We start from the raw sequence: 20,578 nt of genomic DNA, 5'->3' as shown, positions 1-20,578 counted from the left end.
ACGTGCGCGCCGCCGGATACCATCGCTACATGACAACAGGTGCCCTTCTTGCCGTATGCCGCGTCCACGCCCTGCTGCCCACGAAGGATTCCACCGGCGTCACGGCAATCGACAAGCGGGCTACGGCCGGGCCCGTCAAAGTGCATCCGCTCGGTCTGACCGGGGACATTCAGGCGAGCCGGAAGCACCACGGCGGCCCGTCCAAGGCGGTGTACGCCTACTCACAGGAAGACGCCGACTTCTGGTCAGCGGAACTGGGACGCGACATGGTGCCGGGCAAGTTCGGCGAAAACCTCCGCGTGTCCGGAATTGAATCCAGCCATGCGGTGATCGGCGAGCGGTGGCGCATCGGAGACGTTCTCCTCGAGGTGACTGAGCCGCGGACTCCATGCATGAACTTCGCCCGCTATCTGGGGGAGTCCAACTGGGTGAAGCGCTTCGCCGCGGAAGGCAGGATCGGCACGTACCTCCGCGTCCTGAAGGGTGGGCACATCGAGGCGGGGGACGCCGTCGTCGTCGAGCATCGACCGGAACACGGGGTGACGGTCGGCCAACTGTTCGCGGGCCTCTCGCCTGAGCAGGCAGCGAGGCTGCAGGCCGCGCACGACGACGGCGCGATCCTCACGCCGGACGTCGCCAAAGTGCTCGCCCGGGCACAGGCACAGATGAAGGCACAGCAGGTGCCAGCCTGACCTGTTCTGAACGATGCCGGAGAGGTCCTGTGGGCAGCCTCACGTCGAGATTGCGTCTCCCACGGAAGAGCCGGGAGCTCCGTGGGGTACACTTGAAACATCCCCCACACCGGTTTTCCCTTTATTCCTGCCCTCATGCGGCATGGATTGGTTGTGTTGGGGCCCGCATCGTTGATCGAAGCGGGCAGATTCATTCAGGGAGCGCCGGTCAGAAACATTGCACTTCACCGCTGTGATAGCGGTGCAAAGCTGGAATGTATGGTCCTGCCGCGGGATTGAAACAGCGCTGGATTTCCTGTTCATGCGGCTCACCACGCCGCCCGGCTCCTAGTGAAGGTCAACTTCCCCATGCCTGAAAACCTGTCCCCTGACGTTACTGCCACCCCTGAAACCGAAACTGCAGACACCGGCACGCCTGATGTAAAGTTCACCGACTTCAACCTCGACGGTCGCGTGCTTGCAGCGCTGTCCGACGTCGGCTACGAAAAGCCGTCCCCCATCCAGGCAGCCACCATTCCGGTGTTGCTGGAAGGGCGCGACGTCGTAGGCCTCGCCCAGACCGGAACCGGCAAGACCGCCGCATTTGCCATTCCCGCGCTGTCCAGGATGGCTGAGCTCGCGGACCTCAACGGTCCTGCGAAGTTCACGCAGGTCCTTGTCCTTGCACCGACCCGCGAGCTCGCGCTTCAGGTCGCTGAGGCATTCGCCTCCTACGCCAAGCACATCGACAACTTCACCGTGCTGCCCGTGTACGGCGGTTCGGCCTACGGCCCCCAGCTGGCAGGCCTGCGCCGCGGCGCTCAGGTAGTGGTCGGCACCCCGGGACGTGTCATCGACCACCTGTCCAAGGGATCACTGGACCTGTCCAACCTGCAGTACCTCGTGCTCGATGAAGCTGACGAGATGCTGCGCATGGGCTTCGCCGATGACGTGGAGCAGATCCTCGCAGGAACGCCGGAGGACAAGCAGGTTGCGCTGTTCTCGGCGACCATGCCGAGCGCCATCCGCCGCATCGCCTCCAAGTACCTGAACAACCCGCAGGAAATTACGGTCAAGTCGAAGACCACCACCGGCGCCAATACCCGCCAGCGGTTCCTGCAGGTCATGGGCCCGCACAAGCTCGACGCAATGACCCGCATCCTTGAGGTCGAGGACTTCGACGGAATCATTGCCTTCGTGCGCACCAAGATGGCCACTGAAGACCTGGCGGACAAGTTGCGTTCCCGGGGCTTCCAGGCGGCTGCCATCAACGGTGATATTCCCCAGCAGCAGCGTGAGCGCACCATCGAGGCCCTGCGTGACGGCAAGATCGACATCCTCGTGGCAACGGACGTCGCAGCCCGTGGCCTCGACGTTGAGCGCATCTCCCTCGTGGTCAACTACGACATCCCGCATGACACCGAGTCCTACGTTCACCGCATCGGCCGCACCGGCCGCGCGGGCCGTTCCGGCGATGCCATCCTGTTCATCACGCCGCGTGAGAAGTACCTGCTGCGTTCCATTGAGAAGGCGACGCGCCAGCCGGTCGAGCAGATGCACCTGCCCTCCACCGAGGCGGTCAACGAGCTCCGCCTGAACAAGTTCGCGGAGCGCATCACCGAGACCCTCGCCACTGAGGACGTCTCGATCTTCCGTGACCTGATCGCCAACTACGAAAATGAGCACAACGTGCCCGCCGCGGAGATCGCCGCAGCGCTCGCCGTCATGTCCCAGGGCGGAAACCCCATCCTGGTCAAGGACATCCCGCAGGCGCCGGCGGGCCAGAAGGAACGGGCAGGCGGCCGCAAGGACGCCTTCGGCTCCCGCGGACCCACGCGCACCCTCACCGAGGGTAACGCTACCTACCGCATCGCCGTTGGTCGCCGCCAGCGCGTCATGCCCGGCTCCATCGTTGGAGCCATCGCCAACGAAGGTGGATTGTCGTCGTCGCAAATCGGCGGGATTGACATCCGCGCGGACCACACCCTGGTTGAGCTCCCTGCCGAGCTCTCCAAGGACCAGTGGCGCGCGCTGTCCAAGACCCGCATCGGCGGCGAACTGATCCACCTCGAGCTGGACAAGGGGCGGCGCCCCAACAGCGACCGCCCCGCCGGTGACTTCAAGAAGCCGCATCGCAAGGGTGAGGGCTATCGCGGTGACCGCGGACACGACGGCAGCTTCCGCACCGAGCGCTCGCACGACGGCGACTTCCGCAGCGACCGCGGAGCAACCTCCGGCGACCGCAAGCCGCGTCATCAGAAGGGCGCCGGTGCCGGTAACGGCCGCCGCGAAAAGTGGTAATTCGAGCATCCTGATGGGACGCTGAACTCCGTCCTCCGCAAAAGCGCCGGTGTTGTGCAGATTCGTGGGAAGTTCCCCACGTTTGTGCGCAACACCGGCGCTTTTCGCTGTGCTGGCCCACCCCACAACTCGATTTTTCAGCACGCGATTTAGCTGGTAAAGTTTTCTGCTGTTGCCCCCCTAGCTCAGTGGTAGAGCGCGTTCTTGGTAAGAACGAGGTCACCGGATCGATTCCGGTGGGGGGCTCTCAAATGGGAGGCCCGCCAAAGATCGTAAGATTGAAGCGGGCAGTCTCATTTATGGCGGTGTAGCTCAGCTGGTTAGAGCGCACGACTCATAATCGTGAGGTCGCGGGATCGAGTCCCGCCACCGCTACAAGTGTCAGGCCGGCGGCTCGCAGTGAGCTGTCGGCCTGTTGTGTTTTCCCGGTGCCTGCACCAGGGACGGGCTGTGGTCAGCCTCCTTATAGTATGGGGCGCGAGGCACATCGACAGGACAGGAACCATGACTGACAACGATTCGGCCTGGGGGCCGGGCGAGAACCCGGAAGACTTCCCAACCCGGGCAAGCCGACGCCGCACCGGACGTGACCCCGGAACAGGGCCCATCTCGGAGGTTCCCCGCTTCGCGGACCGCTTGTCACCGGCTCCGCAGGCGCCGCAACAGGGCGCACAGCCGGAGGGCCACACCGAGGACACCGTCCGGCGTCCGGTGCTCGACATCCGCTTTGACGAATCGGCCCATAGCGTCCGCACCATGTCCGTTCCCGTGGTCCTTCCCCAGCAACCACCAGCACCCGCTGCCGGCTCCGTGGCGCCCGCCGGCTCCATGACTCCCGCCGTATCCGCTCCCGTGCCGTCGGCTCCCGCCACGGCACCACCCACCGCGCCGGAGGTCCGCATGCAACCAGAAACCGGACCAGGTGCGACGACGGCCGTCACCACCCTGCCTCCCGTTCCGTCGGTGCCCAGCACCCCCGCTGACCCGCCACGCCAGTCGCGCCGGCAGGACTCAGCCGAGGGCCGGCGCCGTTCCTTCCTGGCATCGGATAACGGAACTGTTCCCGCGGAGACCGGTTTCCGCGGTTTGCTGTCCCGGTTGGGGATCCGCGTTGCGCCATCGAAGCGGGAATTGGTCATTCGGGCGCATACGCGTGCCGTGAGCCAGCACTGGCCGGGTCCACGGACCATCTCCGTGGTGAACGGCAAGGGTGGCGCAAACAAGACGCCGACCACCGTGATGCTCGCTGCGGTTTTCGCCCGGAACGGCGGGGGACCGGTGCTCGCCTGGGACAATAACGAAACCCGCGGCACGCTGGGCTGGCGCACCGAACAGGGGCCACACAACTCCTCGGTGATGGACCTGCTGCCCGAGACAAGTCAGCTGCTGGCTCCCTCCGCCCAGTCTGCGCTGCTTGCCCGCTACGTCCACCACCAGACGGAAGACAAATACGACGTCCTGCGGTCCAAACCGGATGTGCTCGCTTCCGAGCAGAAAATCACCGCCGATAATTTCGACGCCCTCCACGAGGTTGCCTCAAAGTACTTCCGGCTGAACATCGTCGACTCCGGAAATGATGAGACCGCCGAGCGTTGGCTGCGCATGATCCACCACACGGACCAGCTGGTCATCGCCACCACCACGCTTGAGGAGCACGCGGAAGCGGGCGCGCTACTGCTCGAGGCTCTTCGTGCACGCGGTGGGAAGTATGCGGAGCTGTCGCAGAACGCCGTCGTCATTGTCAGCCAGTCAGACAAGAACGGTACAGCGGCGCAGGCCCAGCAGATTGCGGACGGTTTCGCACAGCTTGCGCGGAGCGCCGTCACCATTCCTTATGATGTGGCGCTGCTGAAGGGCCGCATCCGCTGGGGTGCGCTGAAGCCGGCGACACAGGGTGCCTGGCTTGCTGCTGCCGCCGCAGTAGCTGACGGCCTGTAATAGTCAGGTTGCTTATCATTCCGATCGTTCCTAGGCTTAACCCGTAAGCCAACGGAATGGAGGAAGCATGACTATGCACAATATTTCCGGCAAGAAAGTGGCCTTCCTGCTCACGGACGGCGTGGAACAGGTTGAGTTGACCAGCCCCTGGGAAGCAGTGAAGGGTGCTGGTGGAGTGCCCACACTCGTGGCGCCCGGCGAGGGCTCGGTGCAGGGTTTCAACGGCACGGACAAGGGTGATGAATTCCCCGTCGACCTCCCTCTCAGCCAGGCAAAGGCCGAGGATTTCGACGCACTGGTGCTGCCCGGCGGCGTCGTCAATGCGGACCATCTGCGGGTGGATAAGGACGCACAGGCCTTCACACGCAGTTTCTTTGAACAGCACAAGCCCGTAGCTGCGATCTGCCACGCTCCGTGGCTGCTCATCGAAGCCGGCGTGGTCAGCGGTCGGTCGATGACCTCCTACCACACGCTCGAAACAGACCTTCGTAACGCGGGTGCTGAGTGGACCGATGATGAGGTTGTAGTGGACAAGGGGTTCGTCACCAGCCGTAACCCCGATGATCTGCCCGCCTTCAATGACAAGGTGCTCGAGGAGATCGCGGAAGGTCCGCACGAGGGACAGACGGCCTGACCCCTCCGGCGGCGTACTTCAAACAGGAGGGTCCGGTAGCGTGGCGACATGCTTACCGGACCTTTCCTGTGCCACAGCGTGTCCTGGGACCGGTCCGGTCCGTCCCTCGCCCTCGCCACGCCGCCGGGCGCTCCGGCGTCGTTGCCGCTTGAGAATCTTCCGGCAGGTTTTGGATTCCGACTCCTCGGGGACAGGGGTGCACGCTTCTGCCTGGGCTATTCAAAGGTGCCGGGACCCAAGGACCGCCGCTCCTTTCCCTGCCCGGAACAGACGACGGCGGAGCGCGGCTACCAGTGCGGCCCCTGTTTCGCGCGTGATGACTTCCGGTTCATGCACGACGTTCACCGCTCCGGTGTGGCGCCTCCCGGGCTTGCCGCCTACCTCGCACAGGAGCACTGGCTCTATGTCGCGACCTTCGCTGACGGCGCCACCAAGGTGGGAACGGCCTCGCACCGCAGCAAATGGAGCCGGCTGACCGAGCAGGGCGCAGTCGTTGCCCGCTATGTCGCTCGTGCGGACGACGGTCGGATAGTCCGCGTCCTTGAAGACGCTGCAACCCGCCATGCAGGCCTGCCGCAGGCTGTCCGGTCGGCGGCGAAGACTGCGGCCCTGGCCCGCCCACGGGCGCCCAGGGATCTGGATGTTCTGAATGCCGCAGCGGCAGATGGCCTGCGTCAGTTGCTGGCTGCCGACGTCGGCATTGATGGGTTCGAAACGGTGGAGGAGCAGTGGGATCCGCCGGGCAGCTGGGAACAGGTACTGACAGCGCGGGCACCGGTCTACCCGCTCAGCTTTGAGACAGGAGATCACGGTGGGGCCGTCCTTGCGTTACTCGGGCAAACCGCACTGATCGCTGTGTTGGAAGGCAGGTTCCTCCTGAACCTCGCGCTCCTGCGGGGCCGTCGCGTGGAGCTTGGGGAATTCCGGTCCGCGCCCATCGCCGTGCAGGACGAACTCTTCTGACGGGCTTTGCACTTCTCGTCTTGGCCCGGACGCAGCGCAGGTAGTGATCTTCGCAACATAGTAGGAGGGTCACATCTGGATAGGTTAGGCTTGCCTTTGTAAAGCTTGCTGCGGCTGTCGCCGCTACCTTCAGGAGTACCCCTATGCCTCGACCGAAGCTCCTTGCTGCCTGCACCGCGTTTGCGGTTCCCGTGCTTGCCCTCTCCGGGTGTGGCGTGCTCGGTATCGGCGCCGCGCCTGCAGACCTGCAGATCTACTCGGCCCGCCACTATGACCTTGAGGGTGCGTTCGCTGATTTCACCGATGAAACCGGCATCTCCGTGGAGTTCATCACCGGTGATGACGCCGAGCTGCTTGAACGGCTCAAAGCCGAGGGCAGTGACACCCCTGCAGACGTTTTCATGACCGTAGACGCTGGAAATCTCTGGAACGCCGCCCGCCAGGATGTGCTGGCACCGATCAGTTCGGACGCACTGGATGAAGCCGTTCCTGAGGACCTCCGCGACCCGGAGGGGCAGTGGTTCGGTCTGGCCATGCGGGCGCGAACCCTCACCTATAACCCGGAAAATGTTGATCCGGCAGAGTTCGACGCCACGGACAGCTACGCGGGACTGGCCGATCCGAAGTGGAAGGGACGGCTGTGCATGCGCGACGCCACGTCCTCCTACACGCAGTCACTGGTCGCGAGCCTGATCGACCTCCACGGCCGGGACAAGGCATTGGAGATCGTCGGGGGCTGGGTGGCCAATGACGTGGATATCCTCAGTAATGACATCCTCCTGCTCGAAGCGATCGATGCCGGTGCGTGCGATGTGGGAATCAACAACCACTATTACCTCGCACGTACCCTCGAGGAGAACCCTGACCTGGCAGTGGACCTCTACTGGGCCAGTCAGGAGGGCGCCGGCACCCACGTGAACATCTCCGGGGCCGGTGTCGTGGCGAACTCGGACAACGCGGCGCAGGCCCAGCAGCTCATAGAGTGGCTCGCTACCACGGGGCAGAACGCCTTCGTGGACGCCAACCATGAGTTCCCGGTGAACCCGGCTGCCAAGCCCGAGCCGGTGATTGCCGAATTCGGGGAGTTCAGCCGCATGCCGCTGAACGCTGCGGCCTACGGCGACCTGAACGCCGAAGCGATCGATGTCCTGTCCGAGGCCGGCTACAAGTGAGCGAATCGGCTGTCCTGGTTGACGCAGCCGTTGCCGGTCAACGGCGGCGTCGGCTGACCGGGAACGGCCGTCCGCTGTGGTCCGCTGCTGTGCTGCTTGCCGCAGCACTGGTGGCAATGCCGGTCATCGCTGTGGTGGTCGACGGGCTCGGAAGCCTGAACTCCGGCCGCATCCCGCAGGACATCGGTTCGATGGTCCTGATCACGGTGCTCCTGCTGGTGGGAGTGGGTGTGGGGACGCTGCTGATCGGCGGCGGCCTGGCCTGGCTGGTGACTGCCTATGATTTTCCACTGCGGAAGACGCTCTCCTGGGCGCTGGTCCTTCCGCTCGCGATGCCCGCCTACATTCTGGGCTTCGTCTTTCTCTCCACCTTCGACGTCGGGGGACCGGTGCAGGCCGGTCTGCGTGCAGTGCTCGGTCCCGGCGCCTGGCTGCCTGACGTACGTACGCTGGCGGGCGCCGTCGTCGTTCTATCCCTGACGCTTTACCCGTACGTCTATCTGCTGGCGAGGTCGGCGCTTGTGGAGCAAAGCGCAACAACGTACGACGCCGCGCGCACCCTCGGTGCAGGCCGCGCCCGCACGCTGTGGCGGGTGGTGCTTCCGCTGGCGAGGCCCTCGCTTGCCGCGGCGCTGGCGCTGGTGATGATGGAAACCCTGACGGATTTTGCAACCGTCCAGTACTTCAACGTCCAGACCGTTTCCGTGGGAGTCTACCTGGTCTGGAAAGGCACCTTCGACTTCAATGCGGCAACCCAGCTTTCCGTGCTGGTGCTCTTGTTCGCCGTCGCCGTGCTGGGCGGTGAGCGGCTCCTGCGGGGACGGTCGCGGTTCCACCAAAAGCCTGGACGGGGAGAGGGCCTGCAGCCCCGAAGGCTCACCGGCTGGACCAGATGGGCTGCCGCCCTGACCTGTCTGGGGGTGCTCGGGTTGGGCTTCATCCTCCCGGTCGTACAGCTCATCGGTTGGGCTGCCGGTGAAGCGCTCGCCTCGTCCGAACCACTGGTGGACCCTCGCTTCGCCGAGTATCTCGTAAACAGTGTGACCGTCGCATTGTTGGTCGCAGTCGTGTGCGCAGGACTCGCGCTCGTCACCGGGCACGCCCAGCGTTTGGGCGGAGGGCCCGTCGTGGCAACTGCAGCGCAGGTTACCACCTTCGGCTATGCCGTGCCGGGGGCAGTGATCGGCATCGGTGTGCTCATCGCCTTCGCCCGCGTGGATGGATGGCTGGAATCCGCGGGCGTCCCGGGCGGAACCGGCCTGCTCGTGACCGGGTCCGTGGCGGGAATCCTTGTTGCCTACGTGGTGCGCTTCCTTGCGCCTGCCTACCAGGCGGTCGACGCGAGCTTCGCCAAGATCTCACCGGCGCTGACTTCCTCCGCGCTGAGCCTCGGAGCCACACCACGCAGGCTCTTGGCACGCGTGCATCTGCCGCTGGCCCGCCGGGGCGTCGCTGTCGCTCTGGCGCTGGTGGCGATCGATGCCGTGAAGGAACTGCCGATAGTGCTTCTGCTGCGACCCTTCGGATTCACCACAGTCTCTGTCTGGGTCTACGAGTTGGCCCGGGAGAACTTCTGGGAGAAGGCTGCGCTGCCGGCATTGGGCATCATCGCCGTGGCCGTCATCCCGGTGTATTTCCTGTTCCGGCGGTCGGCGGGTCTGCAGGCAGGGGCGGTGACCCATGCGCGGTGAGGTTGTCAATGTCAGCACGGCGCTGACCCTCAGCGGGGTGAGCAGGCGGTACGGCGCCATCGCGGCCGCGACCTCCCTCGATCTGACAGTGGCTCCCGGAGAGATGCTCACCGTCATTGGGCCCTCCGGCTGCGGCAAGTCGACGATGCTGCGCATGATAGCCGGCCTGGAACGGCCGGACTCCGGAACGATCACGATCGCCGGTGATGTTGTGGCGGACCGGCGGAACTTTCAGGAACCGGAACGCCGCCGTGTGGGGCTGGTGTTCCAGGACCATGCGCTGTTTCCCAACCTCACCGTCGCCAAAAACGTTGCCTTCGGACTGAACCGGCTCTCCCTCCCCGAACGGCGGAAGCGCGTTGCCGAGGTACTGGAGCTGGTACGCCTCGATCATCTTGCCGCCCGCTATCCGCATGAGTTGTCAGGCGGAGAGCAGCAGCGGGTGGCGGTAGCGCGTGCACTGGCGCCCCGCCCCGCCGTCGTACTGCTGGATGAGCCCTTCTCCAGCCTGGATGAGACGCTCCGGGGCCGGGTACGAGCAGATATCGTAGCCGTGCTGAAGGAGACAGGAACCACCAGTCTGCTGGTGACCCACGACCAGACGGAAGCGCTGTCCGTGGGAGACCGGGTTGTCGTGATGCACGACGGCGTGATTGAACAGGCAGACACACCGGAAAAGGTGTTCGAGCAGCCCGCCACCCGGTTCGTGGCCTCCTTCATGGGGGATGCCGATTTCCTTCCAGCCAACGTCCACAACGCGCTGTTGACCTGCGAGATCGGTGTTGTCTCGACCGTGCCCGGGTGGGCCAACTGCGACGTCGACGTCGACGTCGTTCTGCGTCCGCACGAAGTTGCGCTCGCTCCGGATCCGGGCGCATCCGCACGGGTTGTGTCGCTGGAGTACCGCGGGGCATTCGTTCTGCACTATGTCCGTCTGGCATCCGGCCGCACGCTGCGGTCCTGGCAACCGCACCATGTGCGGTACGCGCCGGGCACTGCCGTCACTGTGACGGTTGCGTCCGGGACCTCACCGACCCTGCTGGTTGATGACCGCGCCGTCACCGAGCCGCCGATCGGTATCGCAGGCCATGCACTGCAAGCGCCGGAACCGTTCCCGATTCCCACATCGAGGTGAACCTGTGTCTCTGACAACGCCGATTCTGCCCCTGAAACCCGCTACCCGGTCCGTCGGGTTCGCAGCGGACCTCGCCCTTTTCGCTGACCGCGCTGCGATCGTGACGGACGGTGAAACCTTCAGCTACCGTGATCTGGCGGAACGAGTGGAGGCTCTTGCGGACCGTCTCGGTCCGGACCGGCGGTTGGTGCTGCTGGCGGCAACCAACACCCTCGACTCCGTCGTCGCCTATCTGGCTGCGCTGTCCGCGGGGCACCCTGTGATCCTGGTACCGGGAGACAAGCCCTCCGCCGTCGACTCACTACGGAGTACTTTCGACCCGGATGTTGTCATTGACTCGGGCGGCGGGAACGGAACGCCGCGCATCCGTGAAATCCGCGCCATCACCAGTCACGAACTGCATCCCGATCTCGCACTCCTGCTGAGCACCTCAGGATCAACGGGTTCGCCGAAGCTCGTCAGGCTCTCACACCGGAACCTCGAGGCGAACGCCGCGGCCATCGCCGAGTATCTGAGGATAGGGCCGGCGGATCGGGCTGTCACCACCCTCCCGTTGTCCTATTGCTACGGGCTATCGGTACTCAACAGCCACCTGCTCGCCGGAGCGTCGCTGGTGCTCACTGACCTCTCCGTTGTGGACCCTTGTTTCTGGGATTTGTTCCGCCGAACGGACGCAAGCGCCTTCGCCGCCGTTCCGTACACTTTCGAGCTGCTCGAGCGCGTCGGTTTCGCAGACATGGACCTGCCGACACTGCGGTACGTGACCCAGGCCGGCGGTCGCCTGTCTCCGGATCTGGTGCGTCGGTACGCGGAACTGGGGAATGACCGGGGTTGGGAGCTGTTCGTGATGTACGGCCAAACCGAAGCGACGGCGCGGATGGCCTACCTGCCTCCAGCCCTTGCCGCGGAGAATCCATCCCGGATCGGGGTGCCCGTGCCCGGCGGCAGTTTCCGGATCGATCCGGTCGATGGGCTCAAGGACGGTGAACTGGTGTACACCGGCCCCAACGTCATGCTGGGTTACGCGGAGACGTCCGCGGACCTCGCTGCTGGCCGCACCGTTGACGAGCTACGCACCGGAGACCTGGCGCGGAGGCACCCGGATGGACTGTACGAGGTGGTTGGACGGCGCAGCCGCTTCATCAAGGTCGCGGGGCTGCGGATTGACCTTGGACGGGTGGAGCAGATCCTCGCCGACCTCGGCGTGCGGGCCGCCTGTGCCGGGACCGATGAACACCTGGTTGTCGCGTTGGAGGGCGATCACGAACCGGGGCTGCTCCATAAGGTACTGGCGCCTGACCTAGGCATACCGCGCGGGGCGCTGACGATGTACTCCGTGGAGCAGATTCCCCGGCTCAGCAGCGGAAAGCCGGACTATCAGTCGATTCTCGCCCTCGCCGACCCCGCACCGGAGGCACGTGCACCGTCGGTCACCCTCAAGGAGGGGCCGCATGACGTGCGCGTGATTCTGGCCGAGCAGCTGGAGGTACCCGCAGTCGATGATGACAGCACCTTCGTATCATTGGGCGGCGATTCACTGTCCTATGTAGCGACGTCCGTACGCCTGGAGCGGGCCCTGGGCACCCTGCCCGCGGACTGGCACGTGCGGTCCGTCGCAGAGCTTGTTGAGGTTGCACAGCGCGCGGCGGCCAAAGCTCCGGTGCGTCGGCGCAGATTCTTCGCGGCCGTCGAGGCGAGCATCGTGCTGCGGGCGGTCGCCATCATCTTCATCATCAGCACGCACATCGGCCTGTTCCACTGGGAAGGGACGGCGCACGTGCTGATGGCCGCAGCCGGGTACAACTTTGCGCGTTTCCAGCTCCAGGGCGAACGCTGGCACCGGCTGCGACGCCAGCTGACCAGCATCGCCCGCATAGTGCTGCCGAGCGTGGCGCTGATTCTTCTGGGCTACATCATTACCGATCACTACAGCGTCGCCAATATCTTCCTGCTGAACGCGCTCGTCGGCCCGCAGGAAGTCACACCTGAATGGCATTTCTGGTTCGTCGAGGTGCTGACCTACCTCCTTGTCTGTGTGGTTGCACTGCTTGCCCTTCCTCCCGTTGCACGGCTGGAACGGCGTTTTCCCTTCGGGTTCCCGCTGGGATTGGCCGCCGCGGGTCTGCTGACGCGGTTCAACATCGTTGACCTCGAGGTGCCGAACACTGCCCCCGCGCTCTGGCTCTTCGCCCTTGGGTGGGCGGTGGCGAAGGCACGGCGTACCGCGCATCGCTTGCTGATCACTGCGGTTGCGCTACTGTGCATCCCCGGCTTCTTCTATGGGGACCTGGCCCGCGAAATGACCCTCCTGACAGGGATGCTGCTGCTCGTGTGGGTTCCCAGACTCCCGGTCCCCACGGTCCTTCAGCAACTCACTGTGGTGCTCGCAAGCGCATCGCTGTACATCTACCTCGTACACTGGCTCGTGTTCCCGCACCTTGAAAACCTCCATCCCTTGGTAGGCGTTGCAGCCTCCCTGGTAGCGGGAGTGCTCTACTGGGCGCTGGTCATGCGGGTGCCGGGACTGTTCCGCCGATGGACGCCGGCGCTAACCGGTCACCGGCGGGAATCGCTTCGGTAGGGTTGAAGGATGCTGAACACGCCCTGGGACACCGGATCGCCGCTGTACCGCCGGCTCGTCATCGCTGCGCTGATCCTCACCGGCGTCGGAATCCTGCTGGCCATCGCCGGAGCAATGCTCGAGACAGATCCCCTGGTCTTCGCGGCCCTGCCGATCATCATTGCGGGAATGGCGGCACATCTGGCCGGCCTGGTGGTGCGTGGACGTGACGCGCAGCGCCGCCATCGGCCTAAGGATGGTTCCGGCCCAACCAGCCGGTAGCCTGACGAGCAGTTACCCTGAACAGGCGTGCCCGCGACGGGAAGCCCGGATCATAAGGAGTTTCATGACGATCAACCCCGACCTCCAGGGGCGCAGTTACCCTGCTGGTGAGGTCTACACCGTAGGCCGCGAGAAGATTCGCGAGTTCGCCCAGGCAGTGAAGGCGACGCATCCGTCGCACTTCGACCCGGAAGCCGCCCGCGCGCTGGGGCACCGCGATGTCGTCGCGCCGCCCACCTTCGCGATCATCATCGCCCAGCGGGCTGACGCACAGCTGATCAACGATCCCGAGGCCGGCATTGATTTCACCCGCGTGGTCCACGCCGACCAGCGGTTCATCCACCACCGGCCGATCATCGCGGGGGATGAACTGGTTGCCGAACTCCACGTCGATCAGGTCCGGGCCATGGGCGGCGGAGCAATGATCACCACCCGTGCTGAGATCTCCACCGTGGAAGGTGAAAAAACCGCAACAACCACGTCATCCATCCTGGTGCGCGGGGAGGAGCAGTAAGCATGACAATTTCGCTGACAGATCTTGAAGTGGGCCAGGAAATCGGCCGTTCCTCCCTCGACGTCACCCGGCTGGACCTGGTGAAGTACGCAGGAGCATCCGGTGACTTCAACCCCATCCACTGGAATGAATCCTTTGCCCGGGGTGTGGACCTACCCGGAGTCATCGCCCATGGCATGTTCACCATGGGCGCGGCGGTCCAGGCAGTAACCGACTGGATCGGTGATCCCGCCGCCGTGATCGACTACCAGACCCGCTTCACCCGGCCGGTTGTTGTTGAGGACACCACGGCGCAGCCTGGCAGTGCCGGGGCGGTCATCGAGGTTGTCGGAGTTGTCGGGGCTGTGGACCCGGACAATTCGACTGCGCGCATTGACCTGACCGTCTCCGCCGGGGGACAAAAGGTGCTCGTCAAGGCACAGGCAGTGGTGCGGATCTGGTGACATCCCTCGCCCAGTTCACCACGTCGGCCGTCGGCGGCCCCGCCCGCAAATTCGTGGTGGCACGCACTGAAGCGGAACTCATCGAGGCGATCCGCTCCGCCGATGAGGCGGGGGAGCCGCTCCTGCTGATTGGCGGCGGTTCGAACCTGCTGGTGGCGGACAGCGGCTTCGCCGGAACAGTGGTCAAAATTGCTTCGACCGGCTTCACAGTGAACGACGACGACGCCACCTGCGGAGGCGTAATGGTTACCGCCCAGGCCGGCCAACCCTGGGATGAGCTCGTCGAGTACACAGTGCGGCACGCTTACTCCGGGCTGGAGGCGCTCTCTGGCATCCCCGGTTCCACCGGGGCGGTACCCGTGCAGAACGTCGGCGCGTACGGATCAGAGGTATCCCACACCATCGCCATGGTGCGCACGTATGACCGCGAGACCAGGTCCATCAAATCCCTGGCCAACTTTGACCTGAAGTTCGGGTACCGGGATTCCCTCCTGAAGCGCACGACCGACGCCGGATCTCCCCGTTATGTGGTGCTCACGGTTCAGTTCCAGCTGGGACTCGGCCGCATGAGCGCACCGGTACGGTATGCCGAGCTGGCGCGCGAACTCGGTATCGACGCCGGGGGACGGACCTACGCCACCGATGTGCGACGTGCCGTCCTCAAGCTGCGTGCAACGAAAGGCATGGTGCTGGACCCGGAAGACCGCGACACCTACAGCACCGGATCATTCTTCACCAACCCGATTGTCGACGCGGCAGAGGCGGAGTCCCTGCCGGCGGAGGCGCCCCGGTACCCGATGCCCAACGGCTCCGTGAAGCTCAGTGCGGCCTGGCTCATCGAGCATGCAGGTTTCGGCAAGGGATTTGGCCTGGCAGATGATGCCGGCCACCGCGCGGCGGGCGGCAGGGCCGCGTTGTCGACCAAGCACACCCTCGCCGTCACAAACCGCGGCGAGGCCTCGGCGGAAGACCTGCTGAGTATTGCCCGGCTGGTTGCCGATGGTGTGGAGGATCGCTTCGGCATCCGTCTGCACCCGGAACCCCTGCTGATCGGCTGTTCCCTGAACTAGTTCTGGGGAGCGTTGCACCGCAGGGCGCCTGCCCTTCACGTCGTTGCCCGCCGCCGCGCTTTCTCGGCTGCCGCCCGGGTCTGCATGACGGCGTGGCGGTGCCACCGGCTGTCCACCAGCTCCCGGCTGCACAGCCACTGGACCAGCCGTGAGACCAGGCTGATCTGAGCGAGCCGGTCGTGGAAATCCGGTAGCAGCCACGCGGCGCTGAGGAACCGGGGGAGTGCGAAGACGAGCTCTTCCGCACCGAGTATCCGCTCGAAGGCGCCCTCAGGCTCGAACTGCCGCTCCAGGGCGAGTAGCGCGGCCGTATCCGGACTGACCGTGGAGTGGCCCTCCCGGTCCAGAAACAGTCGCAGGTGGTCGAATACGCGCCTGTAGCGCTCAACCGTGGCGGGATGCCTGCCCGCGGCGCTCGCCGAAAAGTACCGCGTAAGGATCTGATCTACCGGAATCTGCGTCATGCAGAACAGTCTGCACCGTACCTCTGACATTTTTCTAGTACACAGATTCGAACTTCCTCGGTCTCCTCGAGAGGGCGCACGCAGGCTGGCCGCTATGCAGTGGCGGACATGAGCAGGGTCAGGCTGCGGGCTTCCGGGGCGAGAGCCGCTGTTGGCCATACATCCGGCCCGCATGAGCGGGTGCCAAGCCCGTGCTGTGCTGCGTCGAGATAAAGCCAGGAGCGATCCGAGGCTGGTAGTTCGTGCGGGTGCGCTGCGGTGGCGAGCTCTTGGGCTGTGTGTCGGGACAGCGTGAAACCGGGCAGGCGTCCCTGCGGATCCGGGAACGCGTCGATCCGCAGCCATGGGTGGGCCCCGGTGCGGAGATCGAGGGAGCGCAGGCCGCTGCGGTGGCCTGTTTCCTGTGGGCGCCCGTATTTGACGGGGAGCTCGTCGATACCAGCCTGGTACCGCCCCACCAAAGCCGCGTGGACACTGTCCGGGTAGGATTCGTGCGGGCCGAGACCGAACCAGGAGGCGCCGTCCACGGTGTCAGGTAGACCGAAACGAACTCCTGCGCGTGGCCAGACGCCTTCCCAGCCGCTGCTGGGAAGGAGATCGATGCGCAGCCATAGGCACTGTCCGTCGAGTTGCCACGTCTCATCGACGGTGACGCAACGGGCCTGGTCCGCGGCCCCGTAGCGGGTGCGGACGTGCACGGCGCCCGTTTTGGTTTCTATTGATTCAACCCTTCCGTGCATACGGTTCAGCCCGGCCGAGTGCCAGCGTTCCGCCGATGACGGGCCAGGTCGGCCGTTGCCTGGGACGCCGTGGGCATCGGGTGCCCAGGGGTCCGAGTCGATGTAGCTGCCGACTAACCGGCCGCGGTCGTTGTCGGTGGGGGCGCGGAAGAGCTCCAGGCGTGGGCCTTCTACTGTCAGGCCTGCCAGCGCGACGAGGCGGCCGTCGTCGAACACGGCCGGGCCAAGCTCAAGTCGGTTGGTGCCGACGGCCGGTGCAAGCGAACCCAGGACCGGTCGCGGACCGGCGGGCGCGGATCGTTCAGCGAGCTGCATCTGTGCGGCGGAGATCTCATGTCCTGCTTCCGCCCACGGCGTGTTCTTGGCGAGAACGGCTTCGACGGTCAGCCACGCCTCTCCCCGGCAGCCTTGCCCCGTGGTGGGCAGCGCGAGCACTGCTTCCTCGCCGGCTTCGAGGGGCCCGCCGTGCTGGCCGAGAATCGAGAGCTCACCGGAGGCGACCGTCTCACCGTTATCCTCCAGCCGCCAACGGAAGGTGAGGTCTTCGGTGCTCGCGGTATGGCGGAGATTCCGCACGCGTAGGAGGGGCTTGCTTCCAGCGTCCTTTCCGCCCGGTGATTCGAAGGAGATCCGTATGGGGGCGACGACGGCCTTGAACTCGTAGAGGCCGGGGGTCGGTGTGGAGTCGGAGAGTACGAGACCGTCGAGGACGAAGTTTCCGTCGTGGATTTCTTCTCCGAAGTCGCCGCCATAGGCGAAGTACTCGGTCCCATCGGAGGTGCGGGTACGGAGTCCATGGTCGCGCCATTCCCATACGAACCCGCCGTGCAGTCGCGGGTACCGGTCGACAAGCGCCTCGTAGAGTGAGAGGTTACCGGGGCCGTTGCCCATCGCGTGGGCGTACTCGCACAGGATGAACGGCTTGGTACGCTGCCGGGCAGCCTCGGCGGCCGAGCAGCCGAGCAGCGGATTGGTGTCGCCGTCACGGCCGATTGTCTCCGTTTCAGGCACTGTGGAGTACATGCGCGAGTAAACGTCTGTGTAGGCGCCCGTGTAGTCGCTTTCGTAGTGGACGGGTCTTCCGGTGTCCCGGGCATGTACCCACGCGGACATCGCAGCGAGGTTCGCGCCCGTACCGGATTCATTACCAAGGGACCACATGACGATGGACGGGTGGTTTTTATCTCTCTCCACCGTCCGCTCAATGCGGTCGAGGTAAGCATCATTCCAAGCAGGGTCGTCGCTCGGGTTACCGACCCAGTCGTGCCGCTCGAACCCGTGCGTCTCAATGTCGCATTCGAGGATGACCCAGAAGCCCAGCTCGTCCGCCAGTTCGAGCAGCCGCGGGTGGGGCGGATAGTGGCTTGTGCGGATGGCGTTCACATTGAAGCGCTTCATGAGTAGAAGGTCTTCGCGGGCGAAGTCTTCGTCGAATACACGTCCCTGTTCGGGGTGGGTCTCATGCCGGTTCACGCCGTGGAAGGTCACTGTACGGCCGTTAACCAGGAACTGGTCGCCAATGATTTCTACGGTTCGGAACCCGATCCTCAGCGCGATTGTCTCCGTGGTGCTGGCGACAGTCGCGTCGTAGAGTTGCGGTATTTCGGCGGACCAGGCCTGGACGCTGCCCACCTCAAGCGGCGCGACATCCGCGGGTTTGGCCCACTCCACGTCGATCCCGAGCTCCGGGATGCTGAGGCGGATGGGGAATGACGACGCCGGTGCGATCACCTCTGGATCGAGCGTCCCGATTCCGTCGTGGTAACCGGTGCGGAGCCAGAAATCCTCAATTCCACCAGCCGGGCGTGCCTGAAGTGTTACGGAGCGGAAAATGCCCGGGAGCCACCACTGGTCCTGATCCTCGACGTAGCTTGAAGCGGACCACTGATGGACGCGGACGGCGATCGTATTGGTTCCGGCCCGAAAAGCTGGCGTGACATCGAATTCTTGGGCCAGACGGCTGCCTGCCCCCCAGCCGATCTCTTCGCCGTTGACCCATACCTTGTAGCGGGATTCGACGCCCTCGAAGCGCAACACGATGCGTTCAGCCTGGACCCACTCCGCCGGAATCTCGAAGGTGCGGCGGTAGTCCCCGGTCGGGTTCTCATCAGGGACGAACGGCGGGTCGCATGGGAAGGGGAACTGGACATTCGTGTAGATCGGGCGGCTGTAGGCACCGTCACCTTCAAGCACCCAGTGCGATGGAACGGGCAACGTGTCCCACGCGGCGTCGTCGTACTCTTCTGTGGCCATCCTCTCGGGCGCCTCGCCCTGGGGGAGGAAGCCTCGACCGCCGGGCGTGCCGGGCACGCCGGGGAGGAGGCGGAAGCGCCACTCACCGTCGAGCGTCAGTGACGGAGCGTCGCTGCGCAGCCAGGACCGTGCAGGGAGGCGGTTTCCTCCGCCGGGGGCGGTATCGGTGATGTAGGCGGCAACTTCAGAACGGCGGGGGATCACTTTGACGGCTCCTTCAGTGAGGTCTCCACGCTACGAGGATGGAGGACGATTATGGTTGCGACGGCCGTAATGATTGACAGAAATGCCCGGCCGTGAAGGGGCCCACTCAATCAACCGTGTCAGGCCGATTGAGTGGGCAAACTGGTTCCTGCGACGCGTTACTCGACTACAGGAATGGACTGCGCCTTCAGTGACTCAATGGTTTGCTGTTCACCGCGTTGGAGGGCTTCCATGAGGGTGGACTCGCCTGCGATGGCGGCGCCGAAGCCGTCGGAAACGTCTGTATAGGTTTGGGTCATCGTTGGTCCCCAGGTGAATTCAGGGTCCACGTTCTTGGAAGCTTCAGCGAAGACGTCATAGACAGCCTGTCCGCCGAAGAACTCGGACTCACCGCTGAACGCTTCGAGGTCTGCGCCGGCGGTAGCTGCCGGGTACAGCCCGCCGAGCTCGTTCGCGAGAGCCAGTGCTTCGGGATCGGTATTCAGCCACAGTGCAAACTGTGAGGCCTCGTAGGGGTGGTCGGAGCCCTTCAGTACTGCTGTGGTGGAGCCTCCCCAGTTGCTGGCAGCACTCTGGCCCGCATCCCACTGCGGCATCGGGGCAACTGCCCACTTGCCGGCGCTGTCGGGGGCAGCGCTTTGCAGGTGCCTGGTGCCCCAGACCGCTGAGATCCAGGTCCACTGCTCGCCCTCGCTGATGGAGGCGTTCCACTCGTCGGAGAAGGAGGGCACTGTGGAGACGAGGTCGCCCTCGAGCAGTCCCTGCCAGTACTCGGCCACCTCCATGGACTCTTCACCGGTCAGGTTGACCTCCCAGCCGTCGTCCTCGCTGCTGAACCACTGGCCGCCCGCCTGCCAGACGAGGCCGGCGAACCAGTTCACGTCCGCGCGCTGGAAGTTGTGGATGTAACCGCCTTCCCCGCGGATCTGATCGGCCGCGGCCGCGTACTCTTCCCAGGTGGTCGGAACCTCTATCCCGGCCTGCCCGAAGAGGTCCGCGCGGTAGAAGAGGGCCATGGGACCGCTGTCCTGCGGGACCGCGTAGACGGCATCTTCTTCTCCGAAGGTCACCTGGTTCCAGGTCCAGTCGATGAACTGGTCACTCGCTTCGGCGATACCTTCGCAGGCCGCGATGTTCTCGAGGCCGTCCTGAACGCGGAAGTTGGGGAGTGCGTCGTACTCGATCTGACCCAGGTCAGGTGCGTTGCCCGCCTGCAGCTGGTTGAAGAAGTTCCGGTACGTGCCGGCGTTTCCATTGGGGCCCGTCTGGACTGTCACCTGGATGTCCGGGTTTTCTTCGTTCCACAGCTCCACTACCTGGTCCATGCCCGGAACCCATGCGGTGTAGGTGAGCTCCACCGGCTCGGTAGAGGGCTCACACGCCGCTGCTTCAGGCGCTCCGGCGGAGTCGCCTCCACTGGCGCAGCCCGCGAGGGCCAGGGCAGAGACCATGACGACGGCGACGGTGGTCTTTCCGTGATGCATACGCATTCTGTTTTTCCTTTGTGTATGGATGAGGCCGGCAGGCGTGTGCCTTCCGGCGG

16 protein-coding genes and 2 tRNA genes are annotated in these 20,578 nt (G+C 64.8%); 15 read left to right on the top strand and 3 right to left on the bottom strand.

Going from position 1 to position 20,578, the window contains the following annotated elements:
• The first annotated feature begins 29 nt into the window (after positions 1-29).
• From P4U43_RS10630 to P4U43_RS10560, 15 genes are all read left to right on the top strand, one after another.
• Positions 30-692, top strand: coding sequence for an MOSC domain-containing protein (locus P4U43_RS10630; protein ID WP_277358716.1), 663 nt, complete (start codon positions 30-32; stop codon positions 690-692).
• Positions 693-1,040: 348 nt separating this feature from the next.
• Positions 1,041-2,972 carry a DEAD/DEAH box helicase gene (locus tag P4U43_RS10625; protein WP_277358715.1) on the top strand — a complete coding sequence of 644 codons (1,932 nt, stop codon included), beginning with the start codon at positions 1,041-1,043 and terminating at the stop codon, positions 2,970-2,972.
• Positions 2,973-3,146: 174 nt separating this feature from the next.
• Positions 3,147-3,218 (top strand) — tRNA-Thr (locus tag P4U43_RS10620).
• Between the two features lie 55 nt (positions 3,219-3,273).
• Positions 3,274-3,347 (top strand) — tRNA-Met (locus P4U43_RS10615).
• A 129-nt stretch (positions 3,348-3,476) separates the two neighbouring features.
• Positions 3,477-4,910, top strand: a complete 1,434-nt coding sequence (locus P4U43_RS10610) for a MinD/ParA family ATP-binding protein (protein ID WP_277358714.1) — start codon at positions 3,477-3,479, stop codon at positions 4,908-4,910.
• Positions 4,911-4,977: 67 nt separating this feature from the next.
• Positions 4,978-5,544, top strand: coding sequence for a type 1 glutamine amidotransferase domain-containing protein (locus tag P4U43_RS10605; RefSeq protein WP_056543877.1), 567 nt, complete (start codon positions 4,978-4,980; stop codon positions 5,542-5,544).
• Between the two features lie 48 nt (positions 5,545-5,592).
• The gene (locus tag P4U43_RS10600) at positions 5,593-6,507 is read left to right on the top strand and encodes a DUF2797 domain-containing protein (RefSeq protein ID WP_277358713.1); all 915 of its coding nucleotides are present in this window, start codon (positions 5,593-5,595) and stop codon (positions 6,505-6,507) included.
• Between the two features lie 143 nt (positions 6,508-6,650).
• Positions 6,651-7,679, top strand: a complete 1,029-nt coding sequence (locus P4U43_RS10595; RefSeq protein ID WP_277358712.1) for an extracellular solute-binding protein — start codon at positions 6,651-6,653, stop codon at positions 7,677-7,679.
• Positions 7,676-9,370, top strand: coding sequence for an ABC transporter permease (locus P4U43_RS10590; protein ID WP_277358711.1), 1,695 nt, complete (start codon positions 7,676-7,678; stop codon positions 9,368-9,370). Before P4U43_RS10595 ends, P4U43_RS10590 begins: the two co-directional genes overlap by 4 nt.
• Positions 9,360-10,505, top strand: a complete 1,146-nt coding sequence (locus P4U43_RS10585) for an ABC transporter ATP-binding protein (protein ID WP_056543886.1) — start codon at positions 9,360-9,362, stop codon at positions 10,503-10,505. The genes P4U43_RS10590 and P4U43_RS10585 overlap by 11 nt, the downstream gene beginning before the upstream one ends.
• A 4-nt stretch (positions 10,506-10,509) precedes the next feature.
• Positions 10,510-13,086, top strand: a complete 2,577-nt coding sequence (locus P4U43_RS10580; protein WP_277358710.1) for an AMP-binding protein — start codon at positions 10,510-10,512, stop codon at positions 13,084-13,086.
• A 9-nt stretch (positions 13,087-13,095) separates the two neighbouring features.
• Entirely contained in the window at positions 13,096-13,347 is a 252-nt protein-coding gene (locus P4U43_RS10575) for a hypothetical protein (RefSeq protein WP_277358709.1), read from the top strand.
• 64 nt (positions 13,348-13,411) lie between these two features.
• On the top strand, positions 13,412-13,861 hold the full coding sequence (locus P4U43_RS10570) for an FAS1-like dehydratase domain-containing protein (protein WP_056543893.1): 450 nt from the start codon (positions 13,412-13,414) through the stop codon (positions 13,859-13,861).
• Positions 13,862-13,863: 2 nt separating this feature from the next.
• The gene (locus tag P4U43_RS10565) at positions 13,864-14,304 is read left to right on the top strand and encodes a MaoC family dehydratase (protein WP_277358708.1); all 441 of its coding nucleotides are present in this window, start codon (positions 13,864-13,866) and stop codon (positions 14,302-14,304) included.
• A complete protein-coding gene (locus P4U43_RS10560) occupies positions 14,301-15,374 on the top strand; it encodes a UDP-N-acetylmuramate dehydrogenase (protein WP_277358707.1) in 1,074 nt (357 codons plus the stop codon). Before P4U43_RS10565 ends, P4U43_RS10560 begins: the two co-directional genes overlap by 4 nt.
• 35 nt (positions 15,375-15,409) lie before the next feature.
• Here P4U43_RS10560 and P4U43_RS10555 read toward each other — a convergent pair whose 3' ends face one another.
• The 3 genes from P4U43_RS10555 to P4U43_RS10545 form a co-directional block, all read right to left on the bottom strand.
• Positions 15,410-15,838: a hypothetical protein gene (locus P4U43_RS10555; protein ID WP_277358706.1), complete on the bottom strand. Its 429-nt coding sequence runs from the start codon at positions 15,836-15,838 to the stop codon at positions 15,410-15,412.
• A 92-nt stretch (positions 15,839-15,930) separates the two neighbouring features.
• Complete coding sequence (locus P4U43_RS10550) at positions 15,931-19,035, bottom strand: glycoside hydrolase family 2 TIM barrel-domain containing protein (RefSeq protein ID WP_277358705.1); 3,105 nt, start codon at positions 19,033-19,035, stop codon at positions 15,931-15,933.
• Positions 19,036-19,193: 158 nt separating this feature from the next.
• The gene (locus tag P4U43_RS10545; protein ID WP_277358704.1) at positions 19,194-20,525 is read right to left on the bottom strand and encodes an ABC transporter substrate-binding protein; all 1,332 of its coding nucleotides are present in this window, start codon (positions 20,523-20,525) and stop codon (positions 19,194-19,196) included.
• Positions 20,526-20,578: the final 53 nt, after the last annotated feature.

This window comes from Arthrobacter vasquezii, from assembly GCF_029455255.1.
Classification (GTDB): Bacteria; Actinomycetota; Actinomycetes; order Actinomycetales; family Micrococcaceae; genus Arthrobacter_D; species Arthrobacter_D parietis.
This window is presented reverse-complemented; position numbering and strand designations above follow the sequence as displayed.